19 protein-coding genes and 2 tRNA genes are annotated in these 22,177 nt (G+C 58.3%); 7 read left to right on the top strand and 14 right to left on the bottom strand.

The annotated features are described in order from the left end of the window. The first annotated feature begins 57 nt into the window (after positions 1-57). The 4 genes from tgt (at position 58) to G6R15_RS00090 (ending at position 4,636) form a co-directional block, all read left to right on the top strand. Positions 58-1,188 carry a tRNA guanosine(34) transglycosylase Tgt gene (tgt, locus tag G6R15_RS00105; protein WP_164657759.1) on the top strand — a complete coding sequence of 377 codons (1,131 nt, stop codon included), beginning with the start codon at positions 58-60 and terminating at the stop codon, positions 1,186-1,188. 273 nt (positions 1,189-1,461) lie between these two features. Continuing rightward, a complete protein-coding gene (gene lon, locus G6R15_RS00100) occupies positions 1,462-3,870 on the top strand; it encodes an endopeptidase La (protein ID WP_164657758.1) in 2,409 nt (802 codons plus the stop codon). Positions 3,871-4,059: 189 nt separating this feature from the next. Then, complete coding sequence (locus G6R15_RS22780) at positions 4,060-4,542, top strand: HU family DNA-binding protein (protein WP_240336625.1); 483 nt, start codon at positions 4,060-4,062, stop codon at positions 4,540-4,542. Between the two features lie 19 nt (positions 4,543-4,561). Then, positions 4,562-4,636: transfer RNA gene (locus tag G6R15_RS00090), tRNA-Val, on the top strand. Between the two features lie 528 nt (positions 4,637-5,164). Here G6R15_RS00090 and G6R15_RS00085 read toward each other — a convergent pair. Beyond that, positions 5,165-5,240, bottom strand: a tRNA-Val gene (locus tag G6R15_RS00085). A 57-nt stretch (positions 5,241-5,297) separates the two neighbouring features. Next, positions 5,298-6,329: an AbrB family transcriptional regulator gene (locus tag G6R15_RS00080; protein ID WP_164657757.1), complete on the bottom strand. Its 1,032-nt coding sequence runs from the start codon at positions 6,327-6,329 to the stop codon at positions 5,298-5,300. A gap of 557 nt (positions 6,330-6,886) precedes the next feature. Here G6R15_RS00080 and G6R15_RS22640 point away from each other — a divergent pair. Then, complete coding sequence (locus tag G6R15_RS22640; protein WP_205520445.1) at positions 6,887-7,033, top strand: hypothetical protein; 147 nt, start codon at positions 6,887-6,889, stop codon at positions 7,031-7,033. A 172-nt stretch (positions 7,034-7,205) separates the two neighbouring features. On the opposite strand, the gene G6R15_RS00070 is transcribed toward G6R15_RS22640, so the two are convergent. From G6R15_RS00070 to G6R15_RS00020, 11 genes are all read right to left on the bottom strand, one after another. After that, complete coding sequence (locus G6R15_RS00070; protein WP_164657755.1) at positions 7,206-8,042, bottom strand: NgoMIV family type II restriction endonuclease; 837 nt, start codon at positions 8,040-8,042, stop codon at positions 7,206-7,208. Positions 8,043-8,044: 2 nt separating this feature from the next. After that, on the bottom strand, positions 8,045-9,016 hold the full coding sequence (locus G6R15_RS00065) for a DNA cytosine methyltransferase (RefSeq protein ID WP_164657754.1): 972 nt from the start codon (positions 9,014-9,016) through the stop codon (positions 8,045-8,047). Between the two features lie 283 nt (positions 9,017-9,299). Continuing rightward, complete coding sequence (locus G6R15_RS00060; RefSeq protein ID WP_164657753.1) at positions 9,300-10,010, bottom strand: porin; 711 nt, start codon at positions 10,008-10,010, stop codon at positions 9,300-9,302. Positions 10,011-10,183: 173 nt separating this feature from the next. After that, a complete protein-coding gene (locus G6R15_RS00055; RefSeq protein WP_164657752.1) occupies positions 10,184-10,903 on the bottom strand; it encodes a hypothetical protein in 720 nt (239 codons plus the stop codon). Positions 10,904-11,142: 239 nt separating this feature from the next. Further along, positions 11,143-12,288, bottom strand: a complete 1,146-nt coding sequence (locus tag G6R15_RS00050) for an iron-containing alcohol dehydrogenase (protein WP_164657751.1) — start codon at positions 12,286-12,288, stop codon at positions 11,143-11,145. A 4-nt stretch (positions 12,289-12,292) separates the two neighbouring features. Beyond that, positions 12,293-13,669 (bottom strand): aldehyde dehydrogenase family protein, encoded by a 1,377-nt coding sequence (locus tag G6R15_RS00045; RefSeq protein WP_164657750.1) that lies wholly within the window; start codon positions 13,667-13,669, stop codon positions 12,293-12,295. A gap of 90 nt (positions 13,670-13,759) precedes the next feature. Next, entirely contained in the window at positions 13,760-15,115 is a 1,356-nt protein-coding gene (locus G6R15_RS00040; protein WP_164657749.1) for a glutamine synthetase family protein, read from the bottom strand. 101 nt (positions 15,116-15,216) lie between these two features. Beyond that, the gene (locus G6R15_RS00035; protein ID WP_164657748.1) at positions 15,217-16,251 is read right to left on the bottom strand and encodes a TRAP transporter substrate-binding protein; all 1,035 of its coding nucleotides are present in this window, start codon (positions 16,249-16,251) and stop codon (positions 15,217-15,219) included. 68 nt (positions 16,252-16,319) lie between these two features. Continuing rightward, complete coding sequence (locus G6R15_RS00030; protein WP_164657747.1) at positions 16,320-17,645, bottom strand: TRAP transporter large permease subunit; 1,326 nt, start codon at positions 17,643-17,645, stop codon at positions 16,320-16,322. After that, positions 17,645-18,163, bottom strand: coding sequence for a TRAP transporter small permease subunit (locus G6R15_RS00025; RefSeq protein WP_164657746.1), 519 nt, complete (start codon positions 18,161-18,163; stop codon positions 17,645-17,647). The genes G6R15_RS00030 and G6R15_RS00025 overlap by 1 nt, the downstream gene beginning before the upstream one ends. Continuing rightward, positions 18,160-18,942: an N-formylglutamate amidohydrolase gene (locus G6R15_RS00020; protein WP_205520444.1), complete on the bottom strand. Its 783-nt coding sequence runs from the start codon at positions 18,940-18,942 to the stop codon at positions 18,160-18,162. The genes G6R15_RS00025 and G6R15_RS00020 overlap by 4 nt, the downstream gene beginning before the upstream one ends. Positions 18,943-19,086: 144 nt before the next feature. On the opposite strand from G6R15_RS00020, the gene G6R15_RS00015 reads away from it, so the two are divergent. Beyond that, complete coding sequence (locus tag G6R15_RS00015) at positions 19,087-19,962, top strand: MurR/RpiR family transcriptional regulator (protein WP_164657744.1); 876 nt, start codon at positions 19,087-19,089, stop codon at positions 19,960-19,962. A gap of 231 nt (positions 19,963-20,193) precedes the next feature. Here G6R15_RS00015 and G6R15_RS00010 read toward each other — a convergent pair whose 3' ends face one another. Then, positions 20,194-21,579, bottom strand: a complete 1,386-nt coding sequence (locus tag G6R15_RS00010) for an amidohydrolase family protein (protein ID WP_164657743.1) — start codon at positions 21,577-21,579, stop codon at positions 20,194-20,196. 157 nt (positions 21,580-21,736) lie between these two features. Here G6R15_RS00010 and G6R15_RS00005 point away from each other — a divergent pair. Beyond that, a partial coding sequence (locus G6R15_RS00005; protein ID WP_164659196.1) for a transposase occupies positions 21,737-22,177 on the top strand: 441 nt, incomplete at its 3' end.

Raw genomic sequence — 22,177 nt, 5'->3', positions numbered from 1 at the left:
GATGGGGCAAACCCTGCGGGCTTTGCGCAGCACTGAAAACTCCAAGGACATATGATGATGACCGAGCGTTTTTCATTCGATTTGAAAGCCACTGATGGCAAGGCCCGCACGGGTGTGATCAACACACCGCGCGGCGAGATCCGCACGCCGGCCTTCATGCCGGTGGGGACGGCAGCGACGGTCAAGGCGATGATGCCGGAAAGCGTGCGCGCGACGGGGGCAGACATACTGCTGGGCAACACCTATCATCTGATGCTGCGGCCCACAGCCGAGCGCATTGACCGCCTTGGCGGCTTGCACAAGTTCATGAACTGGGATCGGCCTATTTTGACGGATTCAGGCGGGTTTCAGGTGATGTCTTTGGCGGGACTGCGCAAACTGACCGAGAAGGGCGTGACCTTCAAGAGCCACATCGACGGGTCCAAGCATGAATTGACACCGGAACGCTCGATGGAGATCCAGAAGCTGTTGGGCAGCGACATCGTGATGTGTTTCGACGAATGCCCCGCTTTGCCCGCGGATCGGGATCGGATTGCCGAAAGCATGCGTCTGTCCATGCGCTGGGCCGAGCGGTCGAAAGAGGCGTTTGGTGATCGACCCGGTCATGCTCTGTTTGGTATTCAGCAAGGTGGGTTAGAGCCTGATTTTCGCGAAGAAAGCGCTGAGGCGCTGAAGGAGATCGGCTTTGATGGCTATGCGGTTGGCGGTCTGGCTGTGGGCGAGGGGCAGGAGGCGATGTTTGGCTGTCTTGACCATGCACCGGATCATCTGCCCCAGGACAAGCCGCGCTATCTGATGGGTGTCGGCAAGCCCGACGACATCGTGGGTGCGGTGGCGCGAGGCATCGATATGATGGACTGTGTGTTGCCGTCGCGTTCGGGGCGCACAGGGCAGGTATTCACCCGGCACGGCGTTGTGAACATCAAGAATGCGCGTCATGCGGATGATCCGCGCCCATTGGATGAGGCATGTTCGTGTCCGGCTTGTTCGAATTTTTCACGCGCCTATCTGCATCATGTGTACCGCTCGAACGAGATGATCTCGGGCATGCTGCTGACTTGGCACAACCTGCATTATTTCCAGGAGATCATGGCGGGAATGCGGGACGCGATCGCTGCTGGGACATTCGAGGTCTGGCAGGTGGAGTTCCATGCGCAGCGGGCGCAGGGGGATATTGAGCCTTTGTGATTTGCGAACGGCGGGACGTCGCTCGTGCAAGCACGTCGCCCCGCCCACCGTCCCGTTTCTATCTTGGCGAGAGGCTTGGTCATCGAAAATTCACCTTTGGGTCATTCGCGCCTTGCAGCCCGTTTCGTGGCGGGTCATTGTCTTGGTCACGAATTGAGCCGTGAGGTTGAAATGGAGGGCAGGTTGCCCCACCTAATCAATCCATGACCGGAGATGGCCGAGCGTTGCCTGCATCAGGGACCGGTGCCGTCTTGCCAACGATAAGGAAAGAGCATGCAAGAGCCTCTCAACTCCTCTTACCCCGTACTGCCGCTGCGCGACATAGTCGTGTTCCCGCATATGATCGTGCCCCTGTTTGTGGGTCGCGAGAAATCGGTGCGCGCGCTGGAAGAGGTGATGCAGGACGACAAGCAGATACTGCTGTCGAGCCAAATTGACCCGTCAGTCGACGACCCGGATCAGGACGGGATTTTCAAGGCCGGGGTTCTGGCCAATGTTTTGCAACTGCTGAAGCTGCCCGATGGCACCGTGAAGGTGCTGGTCGAAGGTCAGGCGCGGGTGCGGATCACCGATTTCCTGGAAAACGACAACTTTTTTGAGGCACGCGCCGAGTATTTGACCGAGATGCCCGGCGATGTGACCACCACCGAGGCGCTGTTGCGTTCGGTTGGCGATGAATTTGAGCGTTATGCAAAGGTGCGCAAAAACATCCCAGAGGAGGCGCTTGCGGCCGTAGGCGAGGCCACGGAACCGGCCAAGCTGGCCGATCTGGTTTCGGGGCATCTGGGTTTGGAAGTTGAGCAAAAGCAGGAATTGCTGGAGACTTTGTCCGTCAGCGAGCGACTGGAGAAAGTTTACGGCCTGATGCAGGGCGAGATGAGTGTTCTGCAGGTCGAGAAGAAGATCAAGACCCGCGTCAAATCCCAGATGGAGAAGACGCAGCGCGAGTATTATCTGAATGAGCAGATGAAGGCCATTCAGAAGGAGCTGGGCGATGGCGAGGATGGCGGCAATGAGGTTGCCGAGCTGGAAGCCAAGATCGCCGAGACCAAGCTGAGCAAAGAGGCCCGTGAAAAGGCCGATGCCGAGCTGAAGAAGCTCAAGAACATGTCGCCCATGTCGGCCGAGGCCACTGTGGTGCGCAACTATCTGGACTGGATGCTTTCGATCCCGTGGGGCACCAAATCTCGCGTGAAAAAGGATTTGGGACGGGCGCAGGAAATCCTGGACGACGATCACTATGGTCTGGAGAAGGTCAAGGAGCGGATCGTCGAGTATCTGGCGGTGCAACAGCGCTCGAAGAAGCTCAAAGGGCCGATCCTGTGCCTTGTGGGGCCTCCGGGTGTTGGTAAGACCTCGCTTGGTAAGTCCGTTGCGCGGGCGACGGGGCGTGAGTTCATTCGTATCTCGCTTGGTGGGGTACGGGATGAGAGCGAGATCCGCGGTCACCGTCGGACTTATATCGGCTCGATGCCCGGCAAGATCATTCAGGCGCTGAAGAAGGCGAAGACCACGAACCCGCTGATCCTGCTGGATGAAATCGACAAAATGGGGCAGGATTTCCGGGGCGATCCGGCGTCGGCCATGCTTGAAGTGCTGGATCCGGAGCAGAACAACACGTTCATGGATCACTATCTTGAGGTCGAATATGACCTTTCGAACGTGATGTTCCTGACCACGTCGAACAGCTACAACATGCCTGGGCCTTTGCTTGACCGGATGGAGATCATCCCGCTGTCGGGCTACACCGAAGATGAAAAGCGCGAGATTGCCAAACAGCATCTGATCGAAAAGCAGGTCAAGAACCATGGTCTGAAGGCCAAGGAGTTTGAACTGACTGACGAGGCGCTGACAGAGATCATCCGCACCTATACCCGCGAGGCGGGCGTGCGGAACCTGGAGCGGGAAATCGCCAAGGTGGCGCGGAAATCGCTAACCAAGATCGTCAAGAAAGAGGCTGAAGAAGTCACTGTAACTGCCGATAACCTTGATGATTTCCTGGGCGTGAAAAAGTTCCGCTATGGTCTGGCCGAGAAAGAGGATCAGGTGGGTGTTGTCACCGGTCTGGCCTATACATCCGTGGGCGGCGAACTGCTGAGCATCGAGGCGCTGCGCCTGCCGGGCAAGGGTCGGATGAAGACCACCGGCAAGCTGGGCGACGTGATGAAAGAGTCGATCGAGGCGGCGTCAAGTTACGTGCGTTCGATCAGCCCGCAAATCGGCGTTAAACCACCAAAGTTCGACAAGCTGGACATCCATGTTCACGTGCCCGATGGCGCGACGCCCAAGGATGGCCCAAGCGCCGGTCTGGCCATGGTCACGGCCATCGTCTCGGTGTTGACCGGCATCCCGGTGCGCAAGGACATCGCGATGACGGGCGAGGTCACGCTGCGGGGCAATGCGTCGGCCATTGGCGGGCTGAAAGAAAAGCTGCTGGCGGCCCTGCGCGGTGGCGTCAAGACCGTGCTGATCCCGCAAGAAAACGAAAAGGATCTGCCCGAGATCCCGGACAACGTCAAAGAAGGGCTGGAGATCATTCCGGTCAGCCATGTGTCTGAGGTGCTGAAACACGCGCTGGTGTCCAGGCCTGAGCCCATCGAATGGGACGAGGCCGCCGAAGAGGCCGCCGCCGCCAAAGCGTCGATCATCGGCGGGGACGGGGCGTCTGCAACGGCGCACTGATCTCTGTGACAATTGAAAACAAAGGGGCGGGGCCAGTGGGGTTCCGCCCTTTTCATTGGTGCCTCATTGCGAGGCACTCTGGGGCCGATATGTGACGGATTGGAAACTTTCAGGCAAGTTTTCTGGTTTTAAAGGGTTTTTGTCGCTATGATGGCAACAGACAATAAAAAAGCAGGTATGAGGCATCCCATGGCTAAGAGCACCACAACAACGCCGCGCAAGACGCCCGCGCGCCGTACCCCGACCAAGACCGCAACCTCCAAATCCGCGGCTCCCAAGACCGCCGTGGCCAAAGCCCCTGCCGCCCAAAAGACGATGGTCGCAGAAGAGGCCAAGGCCGAACTCCCCAAAGTTGTTAAACCCGCTGCCGCAGCTGATGTGGTGGTTCCATCGAACGATGGGCCCGAGATGAAAAAGCGTGAGTTGATCGATCTGGTAGTGGATCGTGCAGGCGTCAAGAAAAAGGATGCAAAACCCGCGATCGAAGCGGCTCTGGCGATCCTGGGCGAAGCGATTGCTTCGGGGCGAGAATTAAATCTGCAACCGCTTGGAAAACTGCGCATCAACCGTGTCGAGGACAAGGAAAATGGCCGCGTTATTGTGTGCAAACTGCGTCAGAGCAATTCGACTGGTCCGGACGAAAAAGAACCTCTTGCAGAGGCGGCGGAGTAAGGATAAACCCCCGCCCATCGGGTGATTAGCTCAGTGGTAGAGCGCTTCGTTCACATCGAAGATGTCAGGAGTTCAAATCTCTTATCACCCACCATGTTTTCTTTTGATAACAGTAACTTAGTAAATCGCGCACGGCGTACTGCGTAGCAAGCCGTGTGATCCGATGTCTAGCAGAACGGCCTCACTTTGTGGGGTTTTTTTTGTGCGCTCACTTCGGGGTACTGCGACAACGTTACATTTCTGCTCTCGCCGTGAATTTGAGTGTATTATTTTTGCCACACTCACAATCCACAGCGGAACACATGGCCTTCCAGAAGCTCAAAAACGCACATGGTTTCAGCACCGAACAAAAGGCGCTGACACTGACCTATCATGGGATACGAACCACGATCGCAACATTCATCGCATCGGCGATCGCTCAAAGCCCAGAATGTTCGGAGGGATCGACCGCGTTTAGAGCATCTTGGGGCACCATTCCAAGGCTATGTCAGTTCACTATGGGCGTCGGGCAAAACAGGAACATATGAATGCAGACTCGGTTGTTCTGCTGCCTGATTTTGGGAACCACTCATTTAAGTTGAGCCAAATTTCCCTGTAAACAATTTGAATTCTTAAGGGAAAATGGTGGGTGATGAGAGGCTCGAACTCCCGACATCTTCGGTGTAAACGAAGCGCTCTACCAACTGAGCTAATCACCCGTAGGCGCGGATTTACCCAAGCTGAAAGGTAGACGCAAGAGGGAAAGGCACAGTTTTTCATTCTTTTTCGTCCAGGTAAATCCGCGCGGCGACGGGAGCCCCTGCTATGACGACCACCATCCGCACGAGGTGGTGTAAAACCACAAATCCCAGATCTGCGCCCACGGCTAGCGCCAGAACTGTCATCTCGGCTTGTCCGCCTGGTGAAAAGGCCAGGAAAGCTTCGACAGGGTCCGCTAGCCCCATCGCAACGACACCTTGGGTGATCCCTGCCGCCATTACCGCCAGCACAATGACAAATGCGATGCCGGACAGCACGATATGGCGCAGTTCACTCGCGGTGATGCCGGTGTACGATACGCCCAGCCCCATGCCGATCACAAATTGAGCCACAAAGATCGCCTCGGCCGGGGGGCGAAAGGTCAGTATCCCCAAAAGCGTAGCCACTGCTCCAAGGATCAAGGGCCCTAAGATCGCCGCTCCAAACAGGCCGAGCCGCTCGCCCCCTTGCCAGCCTGCTATTGCGATGACCACCATCAGCACCAGCTGTGCTGGCGGGATGTCTCCCACTGGCGCACCCACGGCTCCTGTGAGCGAAACGCCGTAGAACTCGGTCAGGACGAAGGGTGCGATCGAGACGATCACCAGGACACGGGTCACATGGATCAGCGATAGGGCGCGCACGTTGCCACCAGCCTCTTGTCCGAACAGGATCATGTCCTGCAGCCCGCCCGGCATGGCGCTGAAATAGGCCGTGACCCGGTCAAAACCGCAGACCCGCGTAAAGAACGGCACGCCGATGATTGCGATTAAAACGATGTAGGCAACCATGATGCCCAAGGTGACAGACATATCCGGCAGCTTCATCATCAGATCCACCGTGATGGCGCTGCCCACTGCGATCCCCAGAACTGTACGGGCCGAAGTCGAGACGACGTTGATACCCTTGAGCGGTACACCGGTCAGGGCGGCAATCAGGCACGTGCACATCGGGCCAAACAGAAATGGCAGTGGCAGCTTTAGCGCCCAAAACACCGCCGCACCTATGGCAGCGATTGCTATGGTTGCCAATCGTGGGGGCAGGGACATGGGCGGGTCTCAGACTCTGGCAATTGTGTATTCAGTCGTATGCAATTGGATGCAATTGTGTCAATCCAAGGTCACCGCACATGAGCAACACGGTTTGAGCAGCACTTTATGAGCAACATGGTGCGAAAAGAAAACTCGTCAGCCGCCATTGCTTAGTCTGGGATGCCGGATGACATCCGCAACGGCACCTTGCGAGCCGGGGGCCGGGTGACTGAAACCGAACTGGGCGCCCGGCTTGAGCACAGCCGCAGGCCCGTACGCGAAGGCACGGCGCCGCGAATGGCTGCGCACGGTCTCGGACGTCGAGCTGGCTGAACTGGAGGCATTGAACGTCGATATAGCGGAATGTGGGGATAAGACGTTAGCCTTTCAAATGAACTGGCAATTTCACAGCTGACGCTGTTGAATGCGGCCAAGAACCGCCTTCTGATCAAGGCCATCGCAGGGTTGCAGAAAACGCTGCTGATCCTGGGCCCTATCATCCTATCCGACCCCACCCGCGTCGCCGCACCCGCGCCACCGATTCCGTTGGCGAGCACGCGGCATTTTTGCGCGCCTTGCACGACCGAAATTTGGCCGCAGCCCAGGCCGCCGTGCGCTCTCATATCGAGGCGGGGCACCGTCAACGCCCGCGTCTTTTACGCGCCGTACGCCGTGTGGTCCCACAGCCCGAGGAAGTACTGGCAGACCCCTTTCGCGACTGAATGCAGCGTCGGGATTCAATTGTCGAGGAACTCCCGCACCCGAGCGATCTCGACTGCGTCGGCACCGCTAGCGGCTTTGGGCCGGGCACTGCGCAAAGCGCAGTGCCCGGCCCAACGGGAGGAGGTGTTTCGTCAGAAACATCGACGACGGGCGGGAGCGCCCCCCTGATCGCTAAACCACCAAGTCCAGAGGCAGATCCGAAATGTCCCTGAGGCGCTGCCCGTCGATCATCGTTTCGACCAGTTCCAGCGTGTTTCGCTCCTGCTCGCGCAGGGTCGCCACCAATTCAGGCAGTGCAAAATGATAGACGCAGTCCATATCCCCGGTTCCCAGGGCAATCGCCGCGATCCGCGAGGGCACTGGTTCGGCCGTGACCGCCACGATATGCGGCAGTCGACCTTTGCGGTTACGGATCAGGTTCAATGCCTCGGATCGCGTGTTCTGTACCCGATCCGATCGGATCGTCAGTTTGCAACTGACCGAGGCATGCAACGTCGCCCGTGCCCCATTGGTCTGACGCAGGCCTGTGTTCTCGGCAATGCTTCCATCCACCAGCGTTTCAGACTGGTTGATTACTGCATCCGTTTCGGCGCCGCGCACGACGACCACATCCGGTTTGATCAGGTAATCTGTGCCCAGATGCGTCTTAAGCGTCCGGCTCGCATCGGCCAACGCGCGCAGTTCGTCCAGGTGGGCATACTGCGCGTAGCGCGAGATCGGCTGCCCGCGTTCGACCGAAAACCGTCCGGGCCGCAGATGCGCGAACTGCTCGAAGCATTCGGCCAAAAAAACCTGACATGCCGCCTCGAACAGGCTGCCGGCGGTTTGCCCGGCCGGTTTCTCGGCGTGGCTGATCAGTGGGCCGATCTTGGCCACCATGGCCGTAGCGATTGCCCGGCTCGACGCGTTGGAGACATCCGCCACGGACGGAACACCGCGTGTTTCAGTGATCGGACCGGACAGGCAGTTGGCATGAAACCGCGCCCGCGCATCGCGCAGCCAGGTCATGTTCAGGCAACCGCGTACAGGCGCCGCGCGGTGATCGCCGCTTTGACGTTGCGCGCTACAGCTTCGGCCACGGGCGGCGGAAAGGCGTTGCCCACCTGTCGATAGGCATTGGTCTTGCGCCCGGCAAATTGCCAGTCATCCGGGAACCCCTGAATGCGAGCCACCATACGGACGGTCAGCCGTGGCAGACCCTCAAAATCGGGATCAGGTGCTTCTTCGGCGATAGATTTGCCGTTGACGCCCAAAACCTCCCACGCGCGCCGGGCGCGGGTTGGGCCCAGATCCGGGCCGCCATGCTTTTTTGACCCACCGACGATGGTCGGCGCAATTTCATCGGCGCCATCGCGCCAGCGGTCCACGCCGGTCCAGCCCCGCGCGCCCATCAGGTCATGCAGCAGGTGGCCCACGCTGGGCGGCTGCATATCACCGCCTTTGGGCCATTCGAACTTGTCTGCAAACTCATCCCGCACTGCAACGATCACCACCCGAGGGCGCAATTGCGACACGCCAAAATCACTGGCGTTGTAGAGATGCCAGTCAACAAAGCTGTATCCCATCTTTTTGAGCTGCGACTTCAGCTTTTGCCGATAGTCGTGGAACACCGCATCCATGAAGCCACGTACATTTTCCAGCATCACAGCTTTGGGACGTACCTCGTCCACGACACGCAAAGCTTCGGGGAACAGGTCTCGTTCATCGGCAGCGCCCAGTTGTTTGCCTGCCTTGGAAAATGGGGGGCAGGGTACGCCACCGGCCACCAGATCAACCCCGGCAAAGGGGCGCGCGTCAAAATTGGTCAGATCGGCCTGCTCGCCCTCGATAACATTCCATTGGGGGCGGTTCAGCGACAGGGTCTGGCGACACCACTTGTCGACCTCGACCATGGCTTCATGCCCAAACCCGGCTCGTTCGATGCCCAAGGCCTGACCACCGGCGCCCGCGCACAGCTCCAGTGATGTCAGTTTCCCCTGCATAAGATGCCCCTGTTTTGATTTTCACCGACTATCGCGAGATAGAGAACAAAATGTCAACACCCGGGGAGGGTTGGTGGCGAAAATACAAGTCCATGCGGGTCGTTTGACTGGCTTGTTTTGATCAACCAAATGGGGGTTGTCGTTTGTGAAATGGGGGCATCATTTTTCGAATTAGACGACTTGAATTGAAGATTTTCTTGGCATTGTCAAAACCGAACGGCAAAAATGGCCGCTGCGGGGAGCCGCGGCGACCTGAAATTGTTTGATTGGCAGTGCGTCGGATTTACATGCCTGGCAGGCGATCCAGAATAGCGCGTCGGCCAAAAGTGGTGCCGGGGCGGTCGCCCAGGTTGAACTTCATGCCAAATCCGATGAAGGCGTCGCTGGAGCTGAAATTGGCGACGCGGGCGTTGCCGTTGCCCAGCTCGCCATAGAGCGCCACGCCGCTGCCCAGTTCATAGTCAGCGCCAATGGCCAGACGGGTCAGGTCCGAGCCGGTTTTGTTGTTCATATAGTCGACCTGCGCGTTTAGGTTCAGATTTGTGCCCACATCACTGCTGATCTTAGCACCCAGCAGAGTGGCGTTCTGGCCCTGCACTCGCCCGCGCGAAAAATACCCTTCGACCGTCATGCCGGTGAAGTCGTAGATGGCTTCGAGCCCATAGAAATTTCGGTCGATGGTGTTCTCGTCCTCGGTGCCCCAAAAGGCGCCCACGGCACCGCCGTAGTCAAACTGATAGACGCCGTGCAAAGTGGCGCTGTGGCCAGATGTGTTGCTTTGGCCAAACCGGTAATAGCCCAAATCGATCTGGGTCGAGAATGTATCGCTGAGACCAAGTTCAAAGGACCCGCGCAGCGCCTGGCGCGTGCCTTTGGAGTTGTTGGTGAACTGATAGTGGGACACGTCAACATTTGCGCCGCTGATTGCCTGAGCGTTCGCGCTGATCGGGACGAGCCCCATGGCAAGCACCGCCGCCACCGCATGGGGTTTCATATGTTCTGCTCCTTTGCCTCGTGCATATCCGCACGGGATTGTGTTGTGCATCTCTGCACGGCGCTTTGCGCGCTCTGATAGGCACAATCTAATGCACGGAGCGAATCAGGTAAAGTGTTAAAGGTTATGGGGGAATCGTCGACGCCACCCGAGGCGCCGACGCCACAGATGGATCAGAGGCCGGGCAGCTTGTCCAAGAACCCGCGACGGCCAAATGTGGTGCCGCGCTTGGTGCCCAGATTGTAGCGCAGGCCAAAGCCGACAAAAGCCTCGTTTGCGCCCGCGGTGCCTGCGTTGGCGTCAAATCCGCCCGCTTCGGCGTAGAACGCACCGCCCTGACCAAAGTCGTAATCCGCGCCGATGCTGTAACGGGTTGCGTCAACGCCATTGCGCGCGTCGATGTAGTCGACGTTGGCTTTTAGGCGCCAGGATTCGTTGATGTTGCCCCGAATTTGCAGGCCAGCCAGGGTACCATTGCTGCCGTTGTTTCCTGCCGCGTCGGCGACGGATGCGTAGCCTTCGAATTCAACGCGGCCTGTTTCGTGGCCCGCCTCGACGCCGTAAAAGTTCACGCCCTGGTTGTTGAGGTTGTCGCGCCCAGCAAAAACACCAAGCGAGGTGAAATCACCCACGTGGAAATTGCCGTGCAGGGTCACATTGGTTCCGACCTCGCTGACCACGTTCAGGTCATACAGACCCAGATCGGCTTGCAGGCCAAAGGTGCGGGTAAAGGCAACCTCGCCCGAACCGGTCAGCGAGCGTTTGGATAGGCGTGTGTTGTCTGTGAAGGCGGAATAGCCAAGATCGACATAGCCACCAACCAATTCTGCGGCTGCGGTGGATTGCGCGAGCGCAACGGTCAGCCCGAGGGCTGCCAGGATCGAATTTCTCATGGACCTGCTCCAATTATGCTTTTGTTTATTAGCACTTTAGTGCGTTTTCTTACCAACTATCACATTGATCCAAGGGCGAAATACCCCAGGGTTGAAAATGGTGATGTTGTTGCGGCGCGAACACAGCCACCCGGCGTGGGGGACCGTTGCGTGGGCGTGCATAGAAAATGCTGCCCCAACCGGTGCTGGTTGGGGCCGCAAGCGGGAACTTCAATTAACACAGGTGAATTCAGCGTTGGTCAGAGGATCGCTTCGAACAGGGCACGGGTGTTCTCGGGCGTCATTTCTACCGGGTTGCCGCCGGTTGACGGGTCGTTGAGCGCATCGCGCACCAATATGTCCAAGTCGGGATTGGTGACGCCCAACCCGGTCAGTGTCTTGGGAATGCCAAGGCTCTCGTTCAGGTTGTCGACATAAGCTGCAAACCCTTCAAACCCGCCCTCAATACCCAGATAGGCGGCGGCTTGTGTCAGCACGCCTTCGGCTGCGGGGCGGTTGAACTGCAGAACAGCGGGCATACAGACCGCATTTGTGGTGCCGTGGTGCGTGTGGTGATGCGCGCCGATGGGGTGCGACAGGGCGTGGATCGCGCCCAGACCCTTTTGGAACGCGGTCGCGCCCATGGCCGCCGCTGACATCATATGCGCGCGCGCCTTTAGGTCGGTGCCGTCTGCATAAGCGCGCGGCAGATAGTCTTTGACCAGGCGCATACCTTCCAGCGCCATGCCTTGGCTCATCGGGTGATAATGCGGCGAGCAGAAGGCTTCGACACAATGCGCGAACGCATCCAGACCGGTGCCCGCGGTGATGAATTTCGGCATCCCCACGGTCAGTTCCGGGTCGCAGATCACCACCTTGGGCAACATCAGCGGGTGGAAGATGATCTTTTTCTCGTGGCTGAGCGAGTTGGTGATGACACCAGCACGCCCCACCTCAGATCCAGTGCCAGCAGTGGTGGGCACGGCCACGATGGGGTGGATGCCTGCGGGGTCGGCGCGGGTCCACCAATCGCCAACATCCTCGAAATCCCACAGGGGGCGCGTCTGGCCGGCCATGAAGGCCAGCGTCTTGCCCAGGTCCAGGCCAGAGCCGCCGCCAAAAGCGATGACCCCGTCAAAGCCGCCTTCGCGGTAGACGGCCAGCCCGGCCTCGACGTTTTTCTCGTTCGGATTCGGGTCAACGTCCGAGAAAATCGCCCGGCCCAGGCCTGCCGCCTCGAGCAGGTCCAGCGTGGCTTGCGTGATCGGCAGATCAGCCAGGCCTTTGTCGGTCACCAGCAGCGGCTTGGTGATGCCAGCCGCGCCGCAGGCGTCGGCGATTTCAGAAATGCGGCCCGCGCCAAAGCGCATGGCGGTGGGGTAGGACCAGTTGCCAACAAGTTTCATCAGTTCAGCCCTTTTTCAGGTGGTAGGATTTGGGCCGCGTCAGAGCATGAAAGCCCAAGGCGGACAAGCCTGCACCGCGCCCGGTGTCTTTGCAGCCGGTCCAACACAAGGCCGGATCCAGGTAATCACAGCGGTTCATGAAGACGGTGCCGGTTTCCAGCTGTGCGCCGATCGCGTTTGCCGTGTCTGTGTCGGCGGTCCAGATCGAGGCGGTAAGGCCAAACGGACTGTCGTTCATCAGCGCGATGGCTTCGTCGTCGTTCGAGACCCTCATGATGCCCACAACCGGGCCAAAGCTCTCGTCGCGCATGACGCGCATGTCGTGGGAGACATTGGTCAGAATCTGCGGCGTCAGATAAGCGCCGCCATCGTCGGCCTCCATCGTCTCGATATGGGCCACGGCGCCTGCGTCCACGGCCTCGGCGATCTGGGCGCGGACCTCTTGCGCGAACCGCACATGCGCCATCGGGCCCAGGGTGGTTTCGGCCTCTAGCGGGTTGCCTAGCTTGTAGGTGTTGACCAACGTCACCGCTTTTTCGACAAAAGCGTCATAAAGGCTCTCATGCACATAAATCCGCTCGATCCCGCAACAGCATTGGCCGGAATTGAACAAGGCCCCGTCGATCAGCGTATCAACCGCGGCTTCCAGATCGGCGTCGGCGCGGACATAGCCGGGGTCCTTGCCGCCCAGTTCTGTCGAGACCGGGGTGAACGTGCCCGCAGCCGCGCGTTCCATCGCCTGACCGCCGCGAACCGAGCCGGTGAAGTTGACGAAATTTACGTGACGGCCCGAAATCAACTCGGCCGCGGTGTCGTGGCTCAGGAACAGGTTCTGGAATACATCTTCGGGCACGCCGACAGCGTGGAACGCCTCGGCCATCCGCTCACCCACTTGCAAGGTTTGGGCGGCGTGTTTCAGCAGCACGGTGTTGCCCGCGATCAGGGCAGGGGCCACGGTGTTGATCGCAGTCATGTAAGGGTAGTTCCAGGGCGCGACGACCAACACCACACCATGCGCTTCGTGTTCGATCTTGCGCAGGAAGGCTGGGCTGTCTTCAACCACGATTGGCGCAAGCGCGCTTTGTGCGATGTCTGCCATATGGCTGGCGCGTTCGTTGAAGCCGCCGAACTCTCCACCGTAGCGCACCGGGCGGCCCATCTGATGAGCCAGTTCCACAGCCATGCGGTCGGTGGTCTTGCCCACCTCGGCCACGGCGGCCTGCACCAGAGCGATACGCTCGGCCAAGGGACGCGCGGCCCATGCCTTTTGCGCGGCCTTGGCTCGTGCGGCGGCGGCCTTGGCTTCGTTCGAGCTGGCCAAGGGCCGCTCCAGATAAACCGATCCGTCAATCGGCGAGAAACACTGAACGGTTCCAGTCATCACTGAACTCCAACTAAAGGACAACATCGTCCCTGACTTCATCTTTTCAAAAATACTCCGGGGTCTGGGGCAGTGCCCCAGTCCGACATGTCAAGCTTTTTCGAACCCGCGCGCGATTTCCCAATCGGTTACCACGCGGTCAAACTCTTCCTGCTCCCATTCAGCGCAACGGGTGTAGTGGTCCATGGCCCAATCGCCCATGGCGTCGCGCAACATGGATGACTCGCGCAGGGTTTCTACGGCGTCGCGCAGCGTGCGCGGGATTTCACGTGCATCACTGTCCTCGTAGAGATCGCCAGCCGTGGGCTGGGCAAGCTCTAACTTGTCCTCGATCCCTTTCAATCCAGCGGCCAGAAGTGCGGCCTGTGCCAAGTAGGGGTTAAGGTCAGACCCGCCGATGCGGCATTCCATGCGCACGCCCTTGGTGCCTTCGCCGCACATGCGGAAACCGGCGGTGCGGTTGTCCACTGACCAGACGGTCTTGGTGGGGGCAAAGGTGCCTTTCATGAAGCGTTTGTAGCTGTTCACGTAAGGCGCAAGGAAGAAGGTGTAATCGGGCGCGTATTTGATCATGCCGGCGCAGAAGTGACGGCCCAAGGTGCTTAGGCCATGGGGGGCGTCGGCGTCATAGAATTCGGGATTGCCGTCGCGCCACAGCGACAGGTGCACGTGACTGGCCGAGCCAACCCTGTCGTGGTGCCATTTCGGCAGGAAAGACGCGGCGTGGCCGTGGAAATGCGCGATCTCTTTGGTGGCGTGTTTGGCGATGGTGTGGTTGTCGGCGCAAGCCAAAGCGTCAGCGTAGCGGATGTTGAGCTCTTCTTGCCCTGCCTCGGCTTCGCCTTTGGTGTTTTCCACAGGAATTCCAGCGGCATAGAGGTGATTGCGGATCGGCCGCATCACGTGCTCTTCTTTGCTGGTTTGCAGGATGTGATAGTCTTCGTTGTAGCCCGAAATCGGTGTCAGATCGCGAAAATCACCTCCGCGGATTTCGTCAAAGGTGCGGTCGAACAGGAAAAATTCCAACTCGGTCGCCATCATCGGGGTCAGGCCCATGGCTTCGGCGCGGGCAATCTGCGCCTGCAGGATCTGGCGCGGGGAATGCGGGACAGGTTCGTGCGTGTGGTGATCCAACACGTCACAGAGCACCATCACGGTCCCTTCAAGCCATGGCATCGGGCGCAGGGTGGAAAGGTCGGGTTTCATGACATAGTCGCCATAGCCCGCTTCCCAACTGGTGGCCTTGTAGCCGTCCGGCGTTGCCATTTCGAGGTCGGTGGCCAGGAGGTAGTTGCAGCAATGGGTTTCCTCGTAAGCACTGTCGAGGAAGTTCTGTACGTGAAAGCGTTTGCCCATCAGGCGGCCCTGCATATCCACAAGACACACCAGAACCGTATCCACCTCGCCAGAGATGGCTTGTTCCTTAAGGGTTTCGAATGTCAGCATGACGCACCTTTTCTGCGATGTCAGATTTTTTCCAAAAAATCTGACCAAATTTCTTACGTAAGAAATTTGACCCGCCAAGCAGCGGGCCAAATCTGTTCATATCAGCCGTAGCGGTAGGGGCGACCGGCCTTTTCCATGTCCGCATTATACTGCTTGAAGATCTCGACAACCTTCGCCTTGGTCTCGGACTCGGCTGCGATTTCATCCCAGAAAACGCGCGCAGCCGCTTCGACCGTGGCCCATTCTTCGTCGGGGATCGAAGTCAGCTCCATCTTGGGGCCGTTGACCCGCAGATTGGCCTCACCCCCCCAGTACCACCACTGACGGTAGTAGTGCGACTGGTCACAGCAGACGCGGAACAGGGTTTGCAGATCTTCCGGCAGCTCGTTCCAGCGGTCCATGTTGGCAAAGAACGACCCGGCCCAAGCGCCCGAGATGTTGTTGGTCAGGAAGTAATTGGTCACGTCAGCCCAGCCAACAGTGTAGTCCTCGGTGATGCCGGACCAGGCGATGCCGTCCAACTCGCCAGTTTGCACTGCAACTTCGATGTCTTCCCATGGCAGGGTGACCGGCACGACGCCGAACTGTGCCAGGAAGCGGCCCGCCGTTGGGAAGGTGAAGACACGTTTGCCCTTGAGGTCAGCCAGCGAGCGGATTGGGTCTTTGGTGGCAAAGTGGCACGGATCCCACGAGCCCGCGCTGATGTGCTTTACGCCAACCTTGGAATACTCCGCATCCCAGATCTCGTTCAACCCGTACTGGTTGAATAGCACCGGCACGTCCAGAGAATAGCGCGAGGCGAAGGGAAAGTAGCCGCCGAACACCGTGACTTCGGTGGGCGATGCCATCGAGTCATCATCGGATTGCACGGCATCAATGGTGCCACGTTGCATGGCGCGGAACAGCTCGCCCGTTGGAACCAGCTGATCGGCGTAGAACAGCTCGATCTGCATGCGGTCGCCTGCGATGGTGTTGAACATCTTGATTGCGGGATCAATCACATGCTCGGCGAGGGCTGCGCCCGCATAAGTCTGCATCCGCCATTTGATGGTGGACTGCGCCAGTGCCGGTGTGGCCAGCGGGGCCGCGGCAGTGCCGAGGGCGGCGGTGGTGATAAACTTGCGTCTTGTCGTCATTGGTTCTCTCCCATGGTTGTTATTGGTCGGTTCGGATGCCCCGGTGTGCCCGGGATCAGTTGTTGTGGTCATTTGCTGTAGACGTAGTCCGGCAGCCACAGCGCAATCTGCGGGAAGGTCATGATCGTTGCCAACGCAAGCGCCATCACCAGAACAAAAGGCAGGATTGAGCCGTAGATGTCGCGCAATGTGATCTCGGGCGGGGCCATGGCCCGCATCAGGAACAGGTTGTAGCCAAACGGCGGGGTCATATAGGCGATCTGGGTGGTGATCGTGTAGAGCACGCCGTACCAGATTAGATCAAAACCCAACTCACCCACCAGTGGCACATAAAGCGGGGCCACGATGACCAGCATGGCCGTGTCATCCAGGAACGTGCCCATCAGGATAAAGCTGAGCTGCATCAGGATCAGGATCATCCAAGGGCTTAAGCCAAGGCGTTCAGTGAAGACATTCTCGATGGCTTTGACCGCGCCCAGACCGTCGAACACGGCGCCGAACGCGAGCGCGGCGAGGATGATCCACATGAACATGCACGAAATTCCAAGGGTGGAGCGTACAGACTTCTCAAATACCTCGCGCGTCATCCGGCCCTTGAGCACAGCAGCGGCAAAGGCGGTCAGCGCGCCGATGGCCGAGCTTTCCACCAGCGACGTCCAACCGTTCACGAAGGGCACCATCATCGCAGCAAAAATGCCAAGTGGCAGCAGGCCAGAGCGCAACAGCCGGAGCTTTTCATCCATCGGGACGTCGCGCTCTTCTTTTGGCAGGGCAGGGCCAAGCGCCGGGTTCATCCGGCAGCGGATCACGATATACAGGATGAACATCGACGCCATCATTAAACCGGGAACGACGCCAGCAAGCCAGAGCTGGCCCACCGGTTGGCGCGCGATCATCGCATAGAGCACTAGAACCACTGAGGGCGGCACAAGGATGCCCAGACTCGATCCCGCCTGGATAACCCCCGTCACCATTTTCTTGTCGTAGCCGCGTTTGAGCAGCTCGGGCAGGGCGATCGTCGATCCGATGGCCATGCCTGCAACCGAAAGCCCGTTCATGGCAGAGATCAGAACCATCAACCCGATGGTGCCAATCGCCAACCCGCCATTCAGTCCACCCATCCAGACGTGGAACATCTTATAAAGGTCGTCGGCGATCTTGCTCTCGGACAGCACATAGCCCATGAAAATGAACATCGGCAGCGTCAGCAGCGGGTACCACTTCATCAGCTTCATCGCGGCCGAAAAGCCCAGGTCATAGCCGCCCCGATCCCCCCAGAGCAGGAGCGAGGCCATGACCGCCACAAACCCGATGGCCCCGAACACACGCTGGCCGGTCATCAGCATCAGCATCATGGTCGAGAACATGAGGATTGCGATCAGCTCATATGACATCAGATGGTCTCCTTCGGAATGTCTTCTCCGCGGATACGCAGGATGTCTTTTAAAAGCTCGGAAATCGCCTGCAGCAGCATCAGGAACAGACCAACGCACATGATGGTCTTGATCGGCCACAGGTAGGGGCGCCAGGCGGTGGGGCTGCGCTCGCCGTACTGCAGCGAGTAGCTTAAGGAGTCATAGCCGCCATAGAGCATGACGCAGAGGTAGACGATCAGGAAAAACACCGTAAAGGCGTCGGTCCAGGCCTGTCTTCGGACCGACCATTCGCCATAGAGCAGGTCCATCCGCACGTTCGACCCCATCTGGATCGAATAAGGCCCGCCCAGGATGTAGTAGGAGACCATGGCAAACTGCGCCATTTCCAGCGTCCAGAGCGATGGCAGGAAAAAAGTTTTGGAAATCGAAGACCACAGCAGAATGCCCATCATCACAAAGATGCCGTACATCACCACCCGGCCGATCAGTCGGTTCATCCCGTCAATCCAGGCGATGTAACGCCGTGCGAAGTTCATTCCGCGGCCTCCGTCGTCAGTTGTTTGACCATCTGTGCCAGCATCGGTGCCAAAAGGCCCGAGATGCGGTTCACACCTGCGGGCGTGTCGATCAGATCATTGCGCACTTCGATCATTACGTTGGGCAATCCGCGTTTTAGGCCATGCTCACGTAACGTGTGTGTGACACCGTCGGTTGCGGAGTAGGGCTCGTTTAGTGCGGTGTTTAAGCCACTGCTTTGAGCCGCCTTCAGCAGCAGCTGCGCAGCGCGGTCATCTGTGTCGTGAAGGATGCCCAGTTCAACGGTACGTCGCTCGCCGCGGTAGATCGGTGTGAAGCTGTGAATGGTGATCAACACCGGTGGGGCGGGGCGGGTGTCCAGCGTCTGGCTTAGCAGATCGCGGAACGGCTCATAGACTTCGATCACGCGGGCAGTGCGCTGGGCGTTGGACAGGTCATTATTGCCGGGTACGTCAAAGCGTTCGCTTTTGGGCGGTATGGCGTCAGGGGCGCTTGGGGGGCGGTTGCAGTCATAGGCCAGACGGCTAACGCGCGAATGCACGAGCGGTGCATCCAGCGCGCGCATCAACTCAACCGACAGCTCCAGCGCGCCGATGTCCCAGGCGGCATGGGAGCGCGCGGCCTCATCACTTAGGCCGAGGCCATTCAGGCTGTCAGGGACAAATCGGCTGGCGTGCTCACAGACCAGAATGGCCTGACCTTGGCCACGCACATTCAGGGCACACGCCGCAGGGCGTTCCAGATCGGACAGCAGAAATGACTCGGTGTTGGCAGACATGTGTAGCATTAGTTACAGGCGGCCATCGTCTGTCAATATTATTTCTGTAGACATCGCTACAAAGCTGGTTAGGCTGTAGTAAATGCTAACTGGACGGTGCCCATAGGCGTCGCCTATAGCCGATGCGAGACAAGAGGGCATCCCGTGACCCCGACCACCAAGCTTGTGAAGCAATTGCTACAGGACCATACCGCCGAGCTGACACCATCGGAGCGGCAGCTGGCCTCGGTCCTGTTACAGGACTATCCGATGGGCGGGTTGCAATCGATCACCAAGCTGGCGTCATCGGCCGGGGTATCGACCCCCACAGTGATCCGTATGGCGCGCAAGTTGGGGTTTGATGGTTTTCCCGCTCTGCAAGATGCCTTGCGCGAAGAGGTCGCGGCCCAGATCAAGCAACCGCTGTCCAAACGCGACGCCTGGATGGTGGATGACAGCGCCGAACATCCCCTGATGCGGTTTGCACAGGTGGTCTGGACCAACATGCGTCACACATTGGAACGGGTCGACACCGAGATGTTCGACGCTGTCGCGCGCCTGCTGGCAGACAAATCCCGACCGCTTTATGTGGTGGGCGGGCGCATCACCCGGTCCAATGCGGATTACCTGTTCAACCATATGCAGATCATCCGCCCCAATGTGACGATGCTGGGCAATTCCGCCAACGTCTGGCCGCAGTACCTGCTGGATATGGACGAAAACTCGGTCCTGGTGATCTTTGACATCCGCCGGTACGAGACACATCTGGAAAAACTCGCCCAGATCGCCAGCGAGCGCGGGGTGACGGTGGTGCTGTTCACCGATCAATGGGGGTCTCCCATCGGGCGCTGTGCAGACTACACGTTCAACGGGCTGGTCGAGGCGCCGTCAAGCTGGGACAGCACAATGGCGATCCTGCTGATTGTCGAGGCGCTCATTGCCGAAGTTCAGGGCGCGCGTTGGGAAGAGAGCAAGGAGCGGATCGAAGAGCTGGAGTCGATGTTCTCGTCCACGCGACTGTTTCGCAATCAGGGGAACTGATCCCAAAGCCGTCAACCCGCGCGTTGCGACCCCTCGCCGGGGTCGAATGTCGAACGGTCTTGAATTTTGCGTCAAAGCCTGACCCGAGCGTCGTGGATAAGAGGTTTGTGATGGAACTCCGAATGTCCGGTATGAGCCCAAAGCTGCCGATCATTTTGATTGTGACGTCTTGTCAAACTCAACGAGCATCATGGCGATCGTCAATGGTTCCTTTGCTGCTCGCTTTCGCAGCTAGTGGAGACCAAAGTATGCATCACGTTCTGGTCCAGCGGGTTGGAAAGCTGGAGCTTTTTCATTCGGCAGCCAGTTTTTGTAGACCAGCCCGTCCTTCATGACGAAATCGACTGTGTCGCGCTTGATTACCGTGATGTCCTCGAGCGGATTGCCGTCCACCAGTATAATGTCTGCATAACCGCCCTCGGCAATCGTCCCCAGTGTTCCTTCTTTGTAGGGGTTCATTCCACCGCTCCAAGTTAGTACCTCCGCCGCGTTGCTGGTCGCAGTTTTCAGTACAAGATGCGAGTTTTCCGCGACTTCCTGAAACTTGATGACGTTGTCGGCTTGATTTGGAAGATCAGGCCCAAACATGTCACCACCGGTGACCATCAGCAACTCATGCTTGATCGCCCATTTCATCATCTGAAGTGCACCGCTATTGACTTGCTTTGCCTTGTTTTTCTGATCTTCTGAGAAAAATGTGATGCTGTCCGGATCGCCGAATTGAACTAACGCGACAACAGCTTGAACGGACAGTGCGACGCCTTCTTGCTTCATCCGAACGATGGTTTCTTCCGAAACCAGAAAGTTGTGCTCAATTACCTTGACGCCCGCGTCAATAGCCCGGTTCACCGACCTATCGTGATAAGCATGTGCTAAAACGTACGTGCCGTAGTCTTCTGCAATCCCGACAATGGCCTTCATCTCTTCGGCCGTGAACTGCGTCATATGAAGCGGATCAAACTCGCTGGCTACACCGCCTCCGGCCATTATCTTGATTTGAGTGGCACCTGCGCGCAGGTTGTGTCTCGCCGCGCGGATAGCTTCATCGGCACCATCGACGATGTAACCAACTCGACCTTGCTCAAGTTTGTCTTGGTCTCCGATGCGGTCATTAAAGCTGCCCGTGTCTGCGTGTCCGCCGGTCTGGCTGAGAAAGCCCCCGCTTGGGAAAATTCTTGGGCCGGGAACAATACCGTTGTTCACTGCCTTCGCGACACCAAGAATATTGCAGCCTGCGTCTCGAACAGTCGTGAAGCCCTGATCCAGATAGTCCAACATGGCGCGCGCTGTATATGCGCCATTGGCCATCTGGTCATAGTCGTCTCTGAACTCGAGCATCCCGTTGCGGAAGCAAAGATGGGAATGCATGTCTATGAGACCGGGCATCATCGTGCGGCCCTCACCGTCTACCAAGAAGGCATCTGGCGCGCTGAGAGTTCCTTCCGAAACCTGCGTTATCAAATTACCTTCCACGAGGACCGATCCATTTTCGACAAGTACGCTGTCTACTCCGTTGTAAATGTTAACGTTGGTAAACAGTACTTGGCGTGGTCCGTCCTGTGCGTTGGCCGTAAAGGCGACGCATGCTAAAGCAATGATGAAAAGCGATTTCTTCATGTCCAAATTTCCCTCAGGTTTCCCTATAGGGAGCCTCCAAACTAGATCCGTCAACAGTTTTCCGCCAATTTCCGCTTTGTCCGGATCCTGTTGAAAAAGTCCGTTGATTGGTTGTTGTTGCTCTGATTCACTTGTTTTGAAAGTGGAGGGTTCGGCGATGATGGGACCAAGGCAGATGGCTCAAGGCGCGCTGTTTTATGAGTTCTCAATTGAATCGTTTGTGCCGCGGGACCACCCGATGCGGGGGATTGATCGGTTTCTTGACCTATTAGATGTGCGTCCGTTGCTTTCGCCGTTTTACAGTTTGCATGGCCGCCCTTTGATTGATCCTGAGCTGATGATCCGGATGTTGTTGCTTGGCTATTGCATGGGCATCCGGTTCGAGCGGCGGCTTTGCGAAGAGGTGCATGTCAATCTGGCCTACCGCTGGTTTTGTAGGCTGGACCTGGTCGATCCAGTGCCGGATCATGCTACCTTCTCGAAGAACCGTCACGGCCGTTTCCGTGAAAGTGGCCTGTTCCGGCATCTGTTCGAGACGGTTTCGCAGCGCTGCATGGATGAAGGGCTGGTCGGTGGTCACAGCTTTGGTGTCGATGCC

Origin of the sequence: Tropicibacter sp. Alg240-R139 (genome assembly GCF_900537075.1) — a bacterium.
Lineage (GTDB): Bacteria > Pseudomonadota > Alphaproteobacteria > Rhodobacterales > Rhodobacteraceae > Falsiruegeria.
The sequence above is the reverse complement of the archived record's forward strand: the minus strand, read 5'-3'. Positions and strand labels throughout refer to the sequence as shown.

Coding starts and splice junctions, on each gene's coding strand:
- tgt (WP_164657759.1), top strand. CDS start 58: ATGACCGAGCGTTTTTCATTCGATTTGAAAGCCACTGATGGCAAGGCC.
- lon (WP_164657758.1), top strand. CDS start 1,462: ATGCAAGAGCCTCTCAACTCCTCTTACCCCGTACTGCCGCTGCGCGAC.
- G6R15_RS22780 (WP_240336625.1), top strand. CDS start 4,060: ATGGCTAAGAGCACCACAACAACGCCGCGCAAGACGCCCGCGCGCCGT.
- G6R15_RS00080 (WP_164657757.1), bottom strand. CDS start 6,329: ATGTCCCTGCCCCCACGATTGGCAACCATAGCAATCGCTGCCATAGGT.
- G6R15_RS00070 (WP_164657755.1), bottom strand. CDS start 8,042: ATGACCTGGCTGCGCGATGCGCGGGCGCGGTTTCATGCCAACTGCCTG.
- G6R15_RS00065 (WP_164657754.1), bottom strand. CDS start 9,016: ATGCAGGGGAAACTGACATCACTGGAGCTGTGCGCGGGCGCCGGTGGT.
- G6R15_RS00060 (WP_164657753.1), bottom strand. CDS start 10,010: ATGAAACCCCATGCGGTGGCGGCGGTGCTTGCCATGGGGCTCGTCCCG.
- G6R15_RS00055 (WP_164657752.1), bottom strand. CDS start 10,903: ATGAGAAATTCGATCCTGGCAGCCCTCGGGCTGACCGTTGCGCTCGCG.
- G6R15_RS00050 (WP_164657751.1), bottom strand. CDS start 12,288: ATGAAACTTGTTGGCAACTGGTCCTACCCCACCGCCATGCGCTTTGGC.
- G6R15_RS00045 (WP_164657750.1), bottom strand. CDS start 13,669: ATGACTGGAACCGTTCAGTGTTTCTCGCCGATTGACGGATCGGTTTAT.
- G6R15_RS00040 (WP_164657749.1), bottom strand. CDS start 15,115: ATGCTGACATTCGAAACCCTTAAGGAACAAGCCATCTCTGGCGAGGTG.
- G6R15_RS00035 (WP_164657748.1), bottom strand. CDS start 16,251: ATGACGACAAGACGCAAGTTTATCACCACCGCCGCCCTCGGCACTGCC.
- G6R15_RS00030 (WP_164657747.1), bottom strand. CDS start 17,645: ATGTCATATGAGCTGATCGCAATCCTCATGTTCTCGACCATGATGCTG.
- G6R15_RS00025 (WP_164657746.1), bottom strand. CDS start 18,163: ATGAACTTCGCACGGCGTTACATCGCCTGGATTGACGGGATGAACCGA.
- G6R15_RS00020 (WP_205520444.1), bottom strand. CDS start 18,942: ATGTCTGCCAACACCGAGTCATTTCTGCTGTCCGATCTGGAACGCCCT.
- G6R15_RS00010 (WP_164657743.1), bottom strand. CDS start 21,579: ATGAAGAAATCGCTTTTCATCATTGCTTTAGCATGCGTCGCCTTTACG.